13 protein-coding genes are annotated in these 16,072 nt (G+C 64.0%); 6 read left to right on the plus strand and 7 right to left on the minus strand.

The window, feature by feature from the left end; translation table 11 throughout:
- Positions 1-10: 10 nt before the first annotated feature.
- The 7 genes from algG to yaaA form a co-directional block, all read right to left on the minus strand.
- Positions 11-1,582, minus strand: coding sequence for a mannuronan 5-epimerase AlgG (gene algG / locus CAG31_RS05775; protein ID WP_085578773.1), 1,572 nt, complete (start codon positions 1,580-1,582; stop codon positions 11-13).
- A 26-nt stretch (positions 1,583-1,608) separates the two neighbouring features.
- Complete coding sequence (locus CAG31_RS05780; RefSeq protein ID WP_085578775.1) at positions 1,609-3,090, minus strand: alginate export family protein; 1,482 nt, start codon at positions 3,088-3,090, stop codon at positions 1,609-1,611.
- Positions 3,087-4,592, minus strand: a complete 1,506-nt coding sequence (gene algK, locus CAG31_RS05785) for an alginate biosynthesis TPR repeat lipoprotein AlgK (protein ID WP_085578777.1) — start codon at positions 4,590-4,592, stop codon at positions 3,087-3,089. The genes CAG31_RS05780 and algK overlap by 4 nt, the downstream gene beginning before the upstream one ends.
- 15 nt (positions 4,593-4,607) lie before the next feature.
- The gene (locus CAG31_RS05790; protein ID WP_085578780.1) at positions 4,608-5,777 is read right to left on the minus strand and encodes an alginate biosynthesis protein Alg44; all 1,170 of its coding nucleotides are present in this window, start codon (positions 5,775-5,777) and stop codon (positions 4,608-4,610) included.
- A 35-nt stretch (positions 5,778-5,812) separates the two neighbouring features.
- Positions 5,813-7,294: a mannuronan synthase gene (alg8, locus tag CAG31_RS05800; protein WP_170929985.1), complete on the minus strand. Its 1,482-nt coding sequence runs from the start codon at positions 7,292-7,294 to the stop codon at positions 5,813-5,815.
- Between the two features lie 65 nt (positions 7,295-7,359).
- Positions 7,360-8,676 (minus strand): nucleotide sugar dehydrogenase, encoded by a 1,317-nt coding sequence (locus tag CAG31_RS05805; protein ID WP_085578784.1) that lies wholly within the window; start codon positions 8,674-8,676, stop codon positions 7,360-7,362.
- A gap of 808 nt (positions 8,677-9,484) precedes the next feature.
- Positions 9,485-10,264 (minus strand): peroxide stress protein YaaA, encoded by a 780-nt coding sequence (gene yaaA, locus CAG31_RS05810; RefSeq protein ID WP_085578786.1) that lies wholly within the window; start codon positions 10,262-10,264, stop codon positions 9,485-9,487.
- A 165-nt stretch (positions 10,265-10,429) separates the two neighbouring features.
- Here yaaA and CAG31_RS05815 point away from each other — a divergent pair, with 165 nt between their 5' ends.
- The 6 genes from CAG31_RS05815 (at position 10,430) to CAG31_RS05840 (ending at position 15,971) form a co-directional block, all read left to right on the plus strand.
- The gene (locus CAG31_RS05815) at positions 10,430-11,554 is read left to right on the plus strand and encodes a polysaccharide deacetylase family protein (protein ID WP_085578788.1); all 1,125 of its coding nucleotides are present in this window, start codon (positions 10,430-10,432) and stop codon (positions 11,552-11,554) included.
- Between the two features lie 350 nt (positions 11,555-11,904).
- Entirely contained in the window at positions 11,905-13,299 is a 1,395-nt protein-coding gene (locus CAG31_RS05820) for a PhoH family protein (RefSeq protein WP_085578790.1), read from the plus strand.
- Between the two features lie 320 nt (positions 13,300-13,619).
- On the plus strand, positions 13,620-14,093 hold the full coding sequence (moaC, locus tag CAG31_RS05825; RefSeq protein ID WP_085578792.1) for a cyclic pyranopterin monophosphate synthase MoaC: 474 nt from the start codon (positions 13,620-13,622) through the stop codon (positions 14,091-14,093).
- Positions 14,090-14,332, plus strand: coding sequence for a MoaD/ThiS family protein (locus tag CAG31_RS05830; protein ID WP_085578794.1), 243 nt, complete (start codon positions 14,090-14,092; stop codon positions 14,330-14,332). The genes moaC and CAG31_RS05830 overlap by 4 nt, the downstream gene beginning before the upstream one ends.
- Positions 14,333-14,335: 3 nt before the next feature.
- Positions 14,336-14,788, plus strand: a complete 453-nt coding sequence (moaE, locus tag CAG31_RS05835) for a molybdopterin synthase catalytic subunit MoaE (RefSeq protein WP_085578796.1) — start codon at positions 14,336-14,338, stop codon at positions 14,786-14,788.
- A 406-nt stretch (positions 14,789-15,194) separates the two neighbouring features.
- Positions 15,195-15,971 carry an ABC transporter substrate-binding protein gene (locus CAG31_RS05840; protein WP_085578798.1) on the plus strand — a complete coding sequence of 259 codons (777 nt, stop codon included), beginning with the start codon at positions 15,195-15,197 and terminating at the stop codon, positions 15,969-15,971.
- Positions 15,972-16,072 lie beyond the last annotated feature (101 nt).

Here is a 16,072-nt window from a genome sequence, read left to right on the forward strand (position 1 = left end):
AAAGAGGTCCTCAGTCCCGCAGTTCGGTCTGGCGTTCGACGGGGTCGATCAGCACGGCTTTCTGCTGGCGCACCAGCAGGTCGAGAATTTCGTCCTGGCGCTCGCCCAGGACGCCGTTGAAGCTGATGCCGCTGGATTTGGTCGGCGCCAGCATCGAGACGCGGTACAGCTCTACGCTCAGCGGCGAGTCGATGGCCATCGGGCCGCTGCCGTTGGCCGCCAGTTCGCCGCCGACCACGATCAGCGAGACCTGGGCGTCGAACGGGTCGAGCTTGATGTCGCGGTCGGTGTCGGTCAGATCCTTGATGTGGCCGTAGACGCCGGTCAGGCCGTTGGCCATGGCGACGTTCTCGTACAGGCGGATGTTCACGCTGTTGCGGATGCGGATGCCGTGACGCTTGTTGCTGATGACCTTGTTGCCCCACAAAAGGTTGTCGGCGGACTCGTAGAGGGTGATGCCGTCGGTGTGGTTGCGGTAGATCTCGTTGTGGGCGATCACGTTGTTCACGCTGTTGCGGTCGATCACCAGCCCCGAGAGGTGGTTGTCGAAGCTCTTGTTGTTGAAGATGAAGCTGTCGTTCACTTCGCGGGAGATGATGATCCCGTGCTTCTTCTTCGTCCCGTGGACGGTGTTCTCGGCGATGACCAGGCCGTGGGAGCGGTCGTGGGGGTCGATGCCGTAGACGATGTTGTCCTTGTAGGTGTTGCCCTTGACCACGAAGTCGCGGGTCTCGTAGCAGTAGAAGCCGTACCACATGTCCGAGAACTCGGAGCCGACGATCCAGCCGGTCGGCTCGGGGCGCTTGAGCACCTTGGCCATGTTCGGCGTGTACTGGGAAATGCTCACGCCGTAGGACTTGCTGTTGGCGTAGCCGAAGCTGGCCATCTTGCTGTTGACGATGTAGGTCTCGGTGCCGCCCCAGGCGAGCAGGAACGGACGGAATTCCTTGGGCGAACGGAAGGTCGCCGGGCCGTTGTCCTTCTCGCGCCAGCCGGTGACCTTGGTGTCACGCACGAACAGCTGGCCGTCGTTGACCAGGAACGAGCCGGCCTCCTGGGACAGGCGCAGCTCCTGGGTCTGGCCGTCGATCTCGAGGATGCCTTTGCGGCCGACGACGATCGGCAGCTTGGCCAGGTATACGCCGGGCGCGGTTTCGCTGAAGTACTGCTTGGGCAGCTTCTGCGCCAGCTCCTTGAGGTTCAGGTAGCCGTCGTCGACGAAGATCGCCTGGGGGATGCCGTGCTGGCGCACCACCCATTCGGCCATCTTGTTGTCGCCGCCGATGAAGTCCTTCAGGGCGTCTTCCTGCATCATCCGGCGCACGCTGACCTTGCCCGGCTTGCTGCGCACGATCTTCGCGGCGGCGGCCTCGGCGGTGTAGCCGGAGAGGTCGGGCAGCTTCGGTTCGGCCAGCTCCAGCGCCTCGGTCGGGGCGCTGCTGACGGTGTAGGTCTTGGCCTGCTGCAGCCCTTTGGCCAGGGTCACCGGCTTCGCCGGCTCGACCGTGGCGAAGGCGCCGGCGCTGGCCAGCAGCAGGGCGCCGGCCAACAGGCTGAGCGAGCCTTTCCTTGAGTTGTTCATGTCGGGCACTCCCTTGGCGGTCCGCATCAGAAGCGCCAGATCACGTCGATGAACGCGCGGTGCATGTACGAATCGACCTGGCTGCCGTAGGCATCGCCGGGCTTGAACACGCCGCCGCGAAAGCGCACCAGCGCCGACGGCTCGTCGATGGACTGGCTCAGCGCCGCCGGCAGCAGGCCTTGCTTGAAGTACTTGGTGACCACCAGATCCATCTCCTGGCCCATGTCCTTCTTGCCGTCGTCCAGCGGCAGGGAGGTGCTGGACAGGATCGCGCCGGTCACGTCGTCGGTGTTGTTCTCGACGGCGTTGATGCCGTTGCTGCCCACCGGCTTGTTGCCGTCCACGCGCCAGAACTTGTGGTAGATCAGGCTGGCGTCGTACTGGTCGTTGAGCATCCAGGAGCCGAACAGGGTGGCGGTCTGCAAGTTGTTCATCTCGCCGCGGAACGCTTCGCCGAAACGGTGCACCCGCGAGCGGGTGCCGGTGAAGTTCGAGCGGTTGCTTTCCAGGCCGTTCTGTTCGTAGTCGGCGCTGGCGCGGGCATAGGCGGCGCCGACCTGCCATTGCGGGTCGAGGCGCAGGCGCACGCCAAGGTCGGTGGCCCAGCCGTTGACGCTGTCGCTGCGCTTGGCCTCGGCCGGGCGGCTGCCGTCGGCGTTGAGCGGGTTGACCTTGTCGCGGTCGCCGCTCATGCCGGTGATGCTGCCCCAGTAGTTGACCGTGTTGGTGTTGCGCCAGTTGTAGGCGTCGCTGTCGGCGGTCAGGCCGAGCCAGCTGATGTCGCCGTTCTCGGTCTTGTCCAGGGTGTCGCGGGGCACGCCCGGCTCGGCGTAGTCGAGCTTGCCGTTGTCGTGGGTGTGGTGGCCGCGGATGCCGACCCACTGGCCCGGCGTCCACTGGTAGGCGGCGTCGGCGTAGGCGTGTAGGCGGTCCTTGTCCTTGGGCGCCAGTTCCTTGAGGTCGGTGCGGTATTCGCTGAAGCGTTCGGCGACGCCGGCGTTGGCCCGCAGCAGGGTGGTGTCGAACGTCCAGTTCAGCGCCTCGATGTTGGTGTCGCGCCATTGGCCGTCGTCGTTGCGCAGGCGCTGGCGGCCGAACTTGAGGATCTCGCCGGGGTAGGGCGTGAAGCCGCTGTAGCCGACCCAGAACTCGCGCATGGCCAGGTAGTTCTTCTTGGTCTGGCGGTCGCCGCTGTCGGTGGCCTGGGCGCCGTCGGACTGCTGCAGGGTGTCGGTCTCGATGATGTCGGTGGAGGTCACGGCCTGGCCCATGGCGTAGGCGCTCCACGCGCCGCTCTCGCCGTAGACCCACGGGCGCAGGTCGAGGCCCACGCCGTTGACGTCGCCGCCGCGGGCGGTGCCCAGGTCGCGGTCGTCCTCGGACTGGCCGGTGATCTTCACTTCCAGGCCGAAATTCTTGGTTTCGGTGATCGCGGCCAGCGTCGGGCACGACCAGATCAGGGCGAAGGACAGGCCGATGCCGGCCTTCACGAATGGATTCAACTTCATAGGGATTCCTCGCCTTCTTCTTCTGGCAGGGCATGCAGCGGCAGCGCATTGCGGTTCAGGGCGCCGCGGCTGGCCTGTTCCTGTTGCAGCAGGCGCTGGGCCTGAGCCAGGCGTTCGGGGGGCAGCTGCGCGGCGAGGGTGGTCGCCAGCTCATCGGCCTGCGGGGTGTTCTGGGCCTTGGCCAACTGACTGAACACGTAGGCGTTGACCGGGTCGGGCCGGGTGCCCTTGCCTTGGGAGAACAGTTGGGCGATGGCGAAGTCGGCGCTGTTCTGGCCGTTGCGCGCAGCGGTCAGCAGGTGGTCGAGGGCCTTCTGCGGATAGACCTTGCCCAGGTAGCCGCGGCGGTAGATCTGGCCGAGGTAGTAGTCGGCGGCCACTTCGCGGCCGACGGCCTTCTCGAAGTGCTGCTCGGCGACCTTCGCGTCGGCCGGCACCAGTTTGCCTTCGTAGTAGAGCTTGCCCAGCAGCAGTTCGGCGCGGGGCTGATCGGCGGCACGGCCGTTGTCCAGGTACTTCATCATCTGGTCGGTGTCGCCCAGTTCCGGGAAGTCGTAGAGCAGCTGCGCCAGGGTCACCCACGACGCCGGATAGCCCGGAGCGATGGGTTCGAGCAGCGCTTGCGCGGTCTTCTCGTCGGTCTTGCCCAGGGTCGGGTCGGCCAGCACCCGGGCGACGGAATCGACCCGTTGCGCGCTGACGGTGCCGCGGCTGTGGCCGGCCTGCAGTTGTTTGATCAGTTCGGTCTGTTGCTCTGGCTGTGCACGTTTCTGATAGGCCGTGGCCAGTTCGACGTAGCAGATGTCGGTGGTGTTGAGCGCGGCCTTGCAGATCTTTTCCACGTCATCCAGGTGCTGGTCGTAGGTGCCTTGGGTGCGGTACAGCAGCACCTGGGCCAGGCCCGCTTCCGGGTAGCCGGACTGGCGCCATTGATCGATCTGCTGCTGGGCGTCGATGTTCGGGAAACTGTGTGGGTATTGCAGATACAGCATCGCCAGCGGGATCAAGGTATTGCCTTCGCCTTGGGCGGCGGCTTTCTTCAGCAGGCTTTCGGCCTCCTGGTGCTCGGCTTCGGTGGCGCCGGGCTTGGCCACCAGCAAGCGGCCGAGGCGCGCCTGGGCCCGCGGCGAAACGCTGGCCGCGGCGCGGTAGGTGGCTTCGGCCTGTTTCATCTGCTCGGGGTCGCGGCTGTCGACCTGAATGTCGGCAAGGCCCACTTGCGCCTCGCTGTAGCCCAGGTCCGCCAGCGCCCGGTAGTTCTGCGCGGCGGTCGCGGTGTCGCCGCGCTTGAGGGCTTCGTTGGCCAGGCGCTGGTCGGGCAGGCCGGCGCAACCGGCCAGGGAGACCGCCAGCGCCAGCGAGCACACCATCAGGCCCTTGTGGGAGCCAGCCTGCTGGCGATGCGGGCGGCTCGGTGCATCAGGCAGACCGCGTTGATGCAATCGCTGGCAAGCCAGCTCCCACAGGGACTGCGGCGTGTTCGGGAGAGTTGGAGTGGTCACAGGCGTGTCCTCGACTTAAAGGCCGTGGGCCATGGCTTTGTCGATCAGCCAGTTCAGGTTCGGGCCGCGGTCGCTGTTCACTTCCACCGGGCGGCCGGCGAAGGTGCTGTCCAGCGGCTCGTCCGGCTGGATCTGCACGCGGATGTCCGAGGACAGGTCTTCGCTCTTGAGGCTGGCGCTGCGCACGATCTTGCCGCTGCGGACCTTGTCGTCGCCGGCGATCTGGAAGCTCACCGGGGTGCCCGGACGCACGTCGCCGAACTGGCGGTAGGAGAAGCGCGCATCGACGGTGGCCTGGGTGTTGCGCGGCACCAGTTCGAAGATCACGTCGCCTTTGCTGGCGTACTGACCGTCGGCCACCAGTTGCCGCGCCACGGTGCAGTCGCAAGGCGAGGTGAGGGTGCCGGTCATCTGCTTGCCGAACAGTTCTTCCACCTTGGCCGGCTGCAGTTGGTCTTCGTCCAGGTGGCCTTTGAGCACGTCGAGCATGCTGGTGCTGAAGGTCGCCAGCGGCGCGCCCTTGGCGGCGACGCCGTCGGATTTCACCAGGCTCTGCACGGTGCCGTCGCGGGGCATGGTGATGTTCATGGCCGGCACGCTGACCAGGCCGGCCTGGGCGTGGCTGACGAAGTACATGCCGTACACTGATTTGGCGACGAAGCCGAACGCGGCCAGGCCGACGACGAACACGCCGAGGCTGAAGGTCACCGCCTTCAGGCGCCCGAACGGGGTCATGCCGTGGCCGCCGTCCTTGGTCTTGCGCGCCTTGGTGAAGTTGTCGCGCTGCAGGGTCGCCAGCACTTCGCCGATGCTGACGATGTCGCCGGCCAGGTGCGAGGTGATCAGGTGGCGCAGGGTGGCGATGTCCCGCGGCTCCAGGTTCTGGAACTGGCAGCCGGTGCGGCCGGTCTGGCGGTCGTGGGAGCGCACCTGCATCTCGACGTCCATCGCCAGGCCGAGGTTGTCGATGACGAACTGCAGGCGCGCCTTGTGCACGTCGCCGACCTTGAGCGGCAACTGACCGGCGTTGAACGCCAGGCCGCCGGCCGACAGGTCGATGACCCGCGCCTCGACCGGTGTGCGGTCGGGGCCGAAGAAGCGCAGCTTGGCCGGGATCTTCACCCGCGCATGCTGGCGCTGGGCTTCGGATTCATGGACTACGTTGACGTTGACGGCGGTATTCATGGGAGCGGTTTCCTTGTTAATCCAAGAGAGGCGGGTCAGACCATCATCAGCAGCACGGCGACGAAAATGCTGCCGGCGGAGAAGGTCATGGTCCGAGACGACCAGGTGTTGAACCAACGTTGAAAGCTGGCGAGGTCACGGGACAGCGAGGTGGGTTGGCGGGTCCAGGACTGTTGGTCGAGGCGGAAGAACACGTAGATCTTCACCAGCGCGCCGACGATCTGGTTGTAATAGAGGATCGCGGGGTAGGCCGGGCCGATCCGGTGGCCGGAGCACGACAGCAGCAGGGTCAGGATCAGGCGGGTGATGCCGATCCACAGCAGGTACACGAGGATGAACGCGGTGCCGTACTTGACGCTGGCGATGACCGCCACGGTCAGGCCCAGCAGGGACGTCCACATCGACACGCGCTGGTCGAACAGCACCACCGAGGTGAAGAGCCCCAGGCGGCGGATGCCCAGTCCGAGGGCGCGGGAGTTCTGCCGCAGGTTGTTGCCGTACCAGCGGAACATCAGTTTGCGGCTGGCCTTGATGAAGCTCTTCTCCGGCGGATGCTCGACGGTGTTGATCGCCGCGTCCGGCACGTAGAAGGTGTCGTAGCCCAGGCGCATCAGGCTGAACCAGCTCGACTTGTCGTCGCCGGTGAGGAACTTGAAGCGGCCCAGGCGCCAGTGCTGCAGCGAGTCGCTCTCGACGTCGGCGATGAACTCCGGGTTGGTGACCACGCTGGCGCGGAACACCGACATGCGCCCGGTCATGGTCAGCACGCGCTTGGACAGGGCCATCGAGCACATGTTGATGTGGCGTTGGGCGAAGCGCAGCTTGTGCCATTCGCTCATGATGTAGCCGCCGCGCACTTCGCAGAATTCGTTGGTGGTCAGGCCGCCGACGTTGCCGAACAGCTGGAACCACGGCACGGTCTTGCGCACCACGCCTTCGCCCAGCACGGTGTCGCCGTCGATCACGGCCACCACGGCGCGGTCGTCCGGCAGGTGGCGGGAGATCGCACGGAAACCGTAGGCCAGGCCGTCGCGCTTGCCGGTGCCGGGGATACGCACGAAGTCGAGCTTGACCCGCTCCGGCGGGTTCATCCGCGCCCACAGGCTCTTGACCAGCAGTTCATCGGACATCTCGACGATGGAGCAGACCACGGTGGTCGGCAGGCCGCAGTCGATGGCCTCGCGGATCACCGAGCCGTAGACCTGGGCGGTGGTCAGCGCGTCGATGCGGAAGCTGGTGACCATCAGGAACACGTGGGACGGATCGGCCGCCTCGCCCAGCTTGCGCACCTTGCGCCGCAGGTGCGGGTAGACGATGTACAGGAAAATCATGCCGCGCACGAAGTGGGTGGCGCCCATCGAATAGCGCCAGATGCCCACGGCGCCGATCAGGAAAATGAAGTCCTTCGACTCGGCGTCGAACGTGGACACGGGCAGCATCAGGGCCAGGCCCATCAGCAGGCCCAGAAACAAAAGCCAACCGGCCGCTTGCAGAAAAAAATGATTGAGCTTGGACATGACCGTCATTCATCCGAAGGTGAAGGAGGCTCCGGGCCGCAGGCGGCCCGGAGCTTGGGGCTGCCTTACCAGCAGATGCCTTCGGTGCGGCTGCCGGCGCGGGTGGCCCGGGACATGAAGCCCACCAGGTCGATGACCTGCTTGCCGTCCGGCACCTGTTGGGCCAGGGAACGGAATTTCTCGTCGCGGTTGCCCAGGATGATCACGTCGGAGTTGTCGATCACCGAGTCGAAGTCCGCGTTGAGCAGGGACGACACATGGGGGATCTTCGACTCGATGTAGTCCTTGTTCGCGCCGTGGACGCGGGCGTACTCGACGTTGCTGTCGTAGATGCTCAGGTCGTAGCCCTTGCCGATCAGCATCTCGGCCAGCTCCACCAGCGGGCTTTCGCGCAGGTCGTCGGTGCCGGCCTTGAAGCTCAGGCCGAGCAGGGCGACCTTGCGCTTGTCGTGGCTTTCGACGATGTCGAAGGCGTTCTGCACCTGGGATTCGTTGCTGCGCATCAGCGAGTTGAGCAGCGGCGCCTCCACGTCCAGGGAGCCGGCGCGGTAGGTCAGGGCGCGCACGTCCTTGGGCAGGCACGAGCCGCCGAAGGCGAAGCCCGGACGCATGTAGTACTGGGACAGGTTGAGGGTCTTGTCCTGGCAGACCACGTCCATCACCTCACGGCCGTCGACGCCGACGGCCTTGGCGATGTTGCCGATCTCGTTGGCGAAGGTCACCTTGGTGGCGTGCCAGACGTTGCAGGTGTACTTGATCATCTCGGCGACGGCGATGTCCTTGCGGATGATCGGCGCGTCGAGCTCTTCGTACAGCGATTGCAGGACGTCGCCCGACGCGGCGTCGAACTCGCCGATGACGGTCATCGGCGGGAAGTCGTAGTCCTTGATCGCGGTGCTCTCGCGCAGGAACTCGGGGTTGACCGCCACGCCGAAATCGACGCCGGCCTTCTTGCCGGAGCAGTCTTCGAGGATCGGGATCACCACGTTGGCGACGGTGCCCGGCAGCACGGTGCTGCGCACCACGATGGTGTGGCGGGTGGACTTCTCGCGCAGCACGAAACCGATTTCGCGGCACACCGCCTCGATGTAGTTCAGTTCCAGGTCGCCGTTCTTCTTGCTCGGCGTGCCGACGCAGATCATCGACAGGTCGGTGGCGCGGATCGCCTCGGCGAAGTCGGTGGTGCCGCGCAGGCGGCCGGTCTGGATGCCCTGCGCCAGCAGTTCGCCCAGGCCCGGTTCGACGATGGGGGATTTGCCGGCGTTGATCATGTCGATCTTGTCTTTGGCGACATCGACGCCCACTACGTCGTGGCCCCGTGCAGACAGGCAACCGGCACATACGGCGCCGACGTAACCCAAACCAAAAATGCTGATGCGCATCGCAATTACCTCTGTGTTTTATCAAGCCATTAGATGGCCGGAGTTAATGGTTCCAGCGGTCATGGTGCACTCGAAAGTGCGTCTTGCAGGCACGACAATGCCGTGTTCCGGCAATGTAAGTTTCGAGTGGCTAAATAAGTGCACTCAAGTTGTGCGCAACTAGGCCTTATTGTTGTGACTTGCCCCGACAGGCGGCATGACCTTCGTCCGAAGGAGGGCCGCTCAGTCGACATGCCTGCACGATGTCAGGCCAACTGCCCGCAATCCGGGCGGTTCAGCGCTCTGGTGAGCGCGGTGGCAGGGGCGCAGCCTCGGCCTTGCAGGGAATGTTCAGGGTGCGTATTTCCCGTCTTTGATCTTTGCCTAAACAAGTGAAGTCGCTGTGAAAGTTACTGTGGCAACTTGGTTACAGCGATCGTTCATCTGCGTAAGTTATCTCGTACAGAATCGGCGAGAATCGTTACCGGTGGTATGAGCTACGCATCAGGACGAAGTTCCGGCCCGTTCATCCCGAAATCTGAAATTTCTTGAAATATTGAAAAAGATGGCACTGCTTTCATATTGATAGCACTTTCCATTTCGCCCTTTATATATAGGCGGATAATCGCGGGGGATGGTTTTGTGCCATTACTTTGAAAAAAAGTGCGTGCCACTACTGAAAAAAATGACACCTGTCGAGTGAAACAAACGTTAGGGAGAGGGGCAATGTTTTTATGGCGCCAATGAAATGGCGAAAAAAGGCGGGGGATTTTTGACGTCGTGCGCGGTGCACGACGTCTTCAATAAAGAGTCGTGCACCGCGCATGCTTCATTCGGGGGCGTGGTCGCGCAGGAACACCAGATTGTCCGGTTTCGACTGTTCGGCGCTGTAGCGGTAACCCTGGACATCGAACTGCTTCAGGGCACCGGGATCGTTGATGCGTTCCTGGATCACGAAGCGGCTCATCAGGCCTCGGGCCTTCTTGGCGTAGAAGCTGATGATCTTGTACTGGCCGTTCTTCAGATCCTTGAACTCGGTGTTGATGATCCGCGCGTTCAGGGCAGAGCGCTTGACCGCCGAGAAGTACTCGTTGGACGCCAGGTTGAGCAGCACGTCGTCGCCCTGGTCGGCCAGCGCTTCGTTGAGCCACTCGCTGATGCGCGTGCCCCAGAAGGCGTAAAGGTCCTTGCCCCGGGCGTTGGCCAGCTTGGTGCCCATCTCCAGCCGGTACGGCTGCATCAGGTCCAGCGGGCGCAGCAGGCCGTAGAGGCCGGACAGCATGCGCAGATGCCGTTGCGCATAGTCGAAATCGGCTTCGCTGAAGGTCTGGGCGTCGAGCCCGGTGTAGACGTCACCCTTGAACGCCAGCAGCGCCTGCTTGGCGTTGTCCGGGGTGAAGGCCGGCGTCCAGCTGCCGAAGCGCGCGGCGTTGAGGCCGCCGATCTTGTCGGAGACGTGCATCAGCTCGCTGATCTGCGCCGGACTGAGTTCGCGCAGTTGCTGGATCAGCGCCTGGGAATGGTCGAGGTATTGCGGCTGGGTGAAGCGCGAGGTCGCCGGCGGCGTTTCGTAGTCGAGGGTCTTGGCGGGGGAAATCACCATCAGCATGCAGTCGTCTCCTTTGATCGTGGCGGCGATTCTAGGGGGTTGGCCGGGTTGACTCCAGCTATGAGTCCGATAGTTGATCGATGGTTGCCCGCCATCCCACGGGGAACCGCCGCTACCGCCTTATCGGCTATAGTGCCGCGCGGGTTTTGTTATGGAGACATCCCTTTGCGTATCGTTCTATTCCTTTGGGCGTGGCTGTTGAGCCTCGGGGCCCTGGCGGCGCCCGGCGATCCGGCGACGCTGGACCGCAGCACCTGGCCGGAGCAACTGAAGAATCCGACCCTGTTCGACGTGGCCTCGCGGGCGGAGATCCTGACCTTCGCCCGGGGCCTTTTGGCCAGCGAAGCGCTGGACGAGGCCGCGCTGGCCCAGCGCCTGGGGCTGCGCACGGTCAACATGGACGCCGTCAACCGCCTGCGCGAGCGGCTCTGGCAACGGTTGTTCAACGGCTACGACCATGCCCAGCAGAGCTGCGACCAGGACGCCTCGTTCTGCTTCCTGGTCGAAGACGTGCCGACCCTGCGCGAGCAGGCCGGCAAGTTCCAGCTCGGCGAGGAGAGCTACTACATCAAGTGGGCCGAGCCGAGCCGCGCTTTCCATGCCCAGTACCTGGACGAGCTGCTGCGCAAAGCTGCGCTGTTTCCGCAGACCGGCAGCGAGATCGACCGTTTCGGCGACTACGAACGCAACGGCGACGAGATGAACGACCGGCTGTTCCTGCTGAGCTTCGACAGCGCCGCCAACCTGCAGCCGGACAACACCGACTGGCTGGCCGAATACCTGCGCAAGTCGAACCTGAGCGGCACGTTCTTCGTGCTGGGCAAGGATGTCCAGGCGCGGCTGGCGGAGCGTTCGGTCGCCAGCCTGCAAGCGACGTTCTCGCAGCAGTGCGTCGGCGTGCAGGGCTGGGAGTTCCGCTCCCACAGCCACTGGCAGGACTGGCAGGACTCGGTGCGCCGCAGCGCCGACCTGGTCAAAGGCAAGCTGCCGGAAAACTACGTGCCGCTGTTCCGCCCGCCGGACGGTCAGCGGCGCAGCGATGCGCAGGCGTTCTTCAACGCCCAGGGCCTGCAAGTGGCGCTGTGGGACATCGACGCCCAGGACGGCGCCGGCAAGCTCAAGGGCAGCCAGAGCGCGCAGCGGGTGCTGACCCTGATGCTGCTGTGGCGTCACGGGGTGATCAATTTCAACATGAAGCAGGATGCGGTGAAGACGGCGTTGCCGTGGCTCATCACTCAGACCGCGCAAAGTGGCATCGGCTGGGAAGACTGTCAGGACGCGTTTCGCTGACAAGGCACGAAAGCCCCGTAAACATTGGGCGCGGGGAAGAAATTCGAAGGATTTTGCAGCAGGCGGACTTCCGACTCTAACGGGGGCAGGGCGGTCCGCCAAGGGCTTTTCGTCACTTTGCAAAATAAACTTCAAAAAATCGTCAAAGTGCTTTTTTCTGTCACAGGTTTTGGAGTATTACGAACTCAGACCGCCGAAACCTGCGACACAGGTGGCGTCTCCCAAGACCCATTTGTGTGCAGTTCGTCCGGCCTTCCGATCAAGGGGCGCGCGGACGGGCTCGGCAGTCACTTCGAGGCGCAGCACCGCCCAGGTATTGCGTCGAATGGCTCCCACAAAGGTGACCGAGTATGGATGATCACGGACGTAGCCCTTCTTCCAACCAGCCAATCCTTTATGTACTCGATACCAACGTATTGATTCACGATCCAAACGCCCTCCTGAATTTCGAAGAACACCACGTCGCGATCCCGATGACCGTGCTTGAAGAGCTGGACAAGCTCAAGAGCGGGCATCACAGCGTGGCCGCCGAATGCCGTCAGGCCATCCGGCTGATCGACAAGACCCTGGGGGACGCTTCACCGGAGGACGTTGAACAGGGAGTGCCGATCCAGCGCGGCAAGAGCGGACCCAAGGGCTTGCTGTCGATTCTGATGAGCAAACATGCCGAGCCGAACCTGATTCTGCCGGAGCACCTGAACGACAACAAAATCATCAACCAGTTGATCGACCTGCACACCCGCGACCCGAAGAAACCGGTCGTGCTGGTCACCAAGGACATCAACATGCGCCTCAAGGCGCGGGCCTGCGGGATCGCGGCCGAAGACTACAGCACCGACCAGCTGGTCGACGACGTGTCGCTGCTGCCCAACGGCTACCACAACATGACCGGCTCCTTCTGGGACCGCGTGAGCAAGGTCGAGACCCGCCAGGACCACGGCCGCACCTGGCATCAGGTGCAACTGATCGACAACCTGCCGGCGGTGCACGTCAACGAGTTCATCATCGACGAGCAGGGGTTCGTCGGCTGGATCAAGGAGATCGACGAGGACAAGCTGCTGATCCTCGACCTGCACCAGGAACCGCTGCTGCATCAGGAAGCCTGGGGCCTCAAGCCACGGGACATCTACCAGAGCCTGGCGCTGTACGCGTTGCTCGATCCGGACATCCACCTGGTCAACCTGTCCGGCGCCGCCGGTTCCGGCAAGACCATCCTGGCGCTGGCGGCCGCCATCGAGCAGACCATGGTCAGCAAGCGCTACCGGCGCATCATCGCCACCCGCAGCGTGCAGGGGCTGGACCAGGAGATCGGTTTTCTGCCGGGCACCGAAGCGGAAAAGATGGAGCCTTGGCTGGGCGCCATCACCGACAACCTCGAAGCCTTGCACATGGATGACGAAAGCACCCACGGCAGCGTCGACTACATCCTCAGCAAGGTGCCGCTGCAGTTCAAGTCGCTCAACTACATCCGGGGGCGCAGCTTCCAGCAGAGCCTGATCCTGATCGACGAATGCCAGAACCTCACGCCGCACCAGATGAAGACCATCATCACCCGGGCCGGCGCCGGCTCCAAAGTGGTGTGCCTGGGCAACCTGGCGCAGATCGACACCCCTTACCTGTCCGCGACCAGCTCCGGGCTGACCTACCTGACCGAACGCTTCAAGGACTTCCCCAACGGTGTGCACATCACCCTGCAAGGGGTGCCTCGCTCGATTCTGGCCGAATACGCCGAATCGCATCTGTAACCTTCCCCCGCAGCGGGCGGCCTCCGGGCCGTCCGCTTCTTCATGGCTCGGCGGGGTCTTCGCGAAGGCCATCGCCAGCAGGCTGGCTCCCACAGTGTTTGCCCGCTGGAATGCCGTCTCGTCGACCGCTGCAGAACCCTGTGGGAGCGGGCTTGCCCGCGAAGGCGTCAGGTCAGGCGACATCGAGTTTGACTGAGCCGGCGTCTGCGCAGGCAAATCGCACCGCCGCTCCCACAGTGATTTGTGCGAGGGCTGTCATCGCGCTCGCGGAAAATTGACCCTCAGGTTTACAATCGACGCTCCTGATCAGGAGTATTCCCGTGCTGACCCATCTCGATTCCCAAGGCCGCGCCAACATGGTCGACGTCACCGACAAGGCCGTGACGTTCCGCGAGGCGACGGCCCAAGCGCTGGTGCGCATGCTGCCCGACACGCTGCGGATGATCGTCAGCGGCGGCCACCCCAAGGGCGACGTGTTCGCCGTGGCGCGCATCGCCGGCATCCAGGCGGCGAAGAAGACCAGCGATCTGATCCCGCTGTGCCATCCGCTGATGCTGACCGGCGTGAAGGTCGAACTCAGCGCCGAAGGCGACGATACCGTGCGCATCGAAGCCCGCTGCAAGCTGTCGGGCCAGACCGGCGTCGAGATGGAGGCGCTGACCGCCGCCAGCGTCGCCGCGCTGACGATCTACGACATGTGCAAGGCCGTGGACCGCGGCATGACCATCGAAAGCGTGCGCCTGCTGGAAAAGCTCGGCGGCAAGAGCGGCCACTACCGGGCGGAGCAGCCATGAACCTGACCGTGAAGTTTTTTGCCCGCTACCGCGAAGCGGTCGGCGAGGACTCGATCAGGGTCGAGGGCGACTTCGGCACCGTCGATGACGTGCGGGCACTGCTGGCCCGGCGCGACGGCTTCGAGGTGCTGGGCGAACAGAACCTGATGTGCGCGCGCAACGAAGACCTCTGCCAGCTCGACGAGCCGGTGGCCGAGGGCGACGAAGTGGCGTTCTTCCCTACCGTGACCGGAGGCTGAGCCATGGGCATCCGTGTGCAGTGCGAACCGTTCGACCCGGGCGCCGAAGTCAACGCGATGCATGCGGCCAACGTCGGCGTCGGTGCGGTGGTGAGCTTCGTCGGCTACGTGCGTGACTTCAACGACGGGCTCGACGTGGCCGGGATGTTCCTGGAGCACTATCCGGGCATGACCGAAAAGGCCCTGGCCAAGATCGCCGACGAGGCCGCGCAGCGCTGGCCGCTGCTGAAGCTTGAGGTGCTGCACCGCATCGGCGCGCTGGAGCCGGGCGAGCCGATCGTGTTCGTCGGCGCCGCCAGCGCCCATCGTCAGGCGGCGTTCGACGCCTGCGCCTTCGTCATGGACTACCTCAAGACCCGCGCCCCGTTCTGGAAAAAAGAAAACACCGCCGAAGGCCCGCGCTGGGTCGAGGGGCGCGCCAGCGACCATGCGGCGGTCGAGCGCTGGAAAAAATAGCTCCGGCGCCGCTCTTCCATCCGCCATCGCAAGCAGGCTCTGGAATGCGTTCCCCTGTGGGAGCTGGCTTGCCAGCGATGGCGGTAGGTCAGGCAACAGAGATGTCGGCAGTGCTGGCCTCATCGCTTGCAGGCAAGCTCCCACAAGGTTTTGTGGTGTGCAGGGATGCTGCGGACAACCGGAATCCTCTGTGGGAGCCAGCCTGCTGGCGATGGCGCCCTGTGCAGCACCCCCCATTACCTCTGATTCACCACCCGACCGCCGGGCGGATGCGACCCCTTCTGCCCGATTGACGCTCTGTACATAAAAGTCCAGTATGGATTCATAAGTACAAAAAAGGCGTTCCCCCCTGTTTCAGCTCTTTCTCCTGTCTTGCCAAACCAACAACAACCGCGAGAGAACGAACATGAAGAAACTCCCCCTCATCACCGGTCTGGCGCTGAGCCTGTTGGCGTGCACCAGCGCGTTCGCCGCCGAGAAGACCTTGCGCATCGGCATCGAGGCCGCCTACCCGCCGTTCGCCTCCAAGACCGACAAGGGCGAGATCGTCGGTTTCGACTACGACATCGGCAATGCGCTGTGCGCGCAGATGCAGGTCAAGTGCGTGTGGGTCGAGGGCGAATTCGACGGCCTGATCCCTTCGCTGAAAGTGAAGAAGATCGACATGGCGCTGTCGTCCATGACCATCAACGAAGACCGCAAGAAGTCGGTGGACTTCACCCACAAGTACTACTTCACCTCCTCGCGGCTGGTGATGAAGGAAGGCGCGGTCGTCGATGACCAGTACGCCAGCCTCAAGGGCAAGACCGTCGGCGTGCAGCGCGCGACCACCACCGACCGCTACGCCACCGAGGTGTTCGAGCCCAAGGGCATCACCGTCAAGCGCTACGGCAACAACGAAGAGATCTACATGGACCTGGCGGCCGGACGCCTCGACGCGATCTTCGCCGACACCATCCCGCTGACCGACTTCCTGTCGATGCCGCGCGGCAAGGGCTATGCGTTCGTCGGGCCGGAGCTCAAGGATCCGAAATACGTGGGCGAGGGCGCGGGGATCGCGGTGCGCAAGGGCAATGCCGAACTGGTCAGTCAGCTGAACAGCGCCATCGACGGCATCCGCGCCAGCGGCGAGTACCAGAAGATTTCCGAGAAGTACTTCAAGTCCGACATCTACGGCGACTGACCGTCCACCATCGCCAGCAGGCTGGCTCCCACAGGGGATCTGCGGTGTTCGCAGAATCTGGGCTCACCGCAAAACCCCGTGGGAGCTTGCCCGCAAGCGAT

The organism is Pseudomonas sp. R25(2017), assembly GCF_002112565.1.
Taxonomy (GTDB): Bacteria; Pseudomonadota; Gammaproteobacteria; order Pseudomonadales; family Pseudomonadaceae; genus Aquipseudomonas; species Aquipseudomonas ekonensis.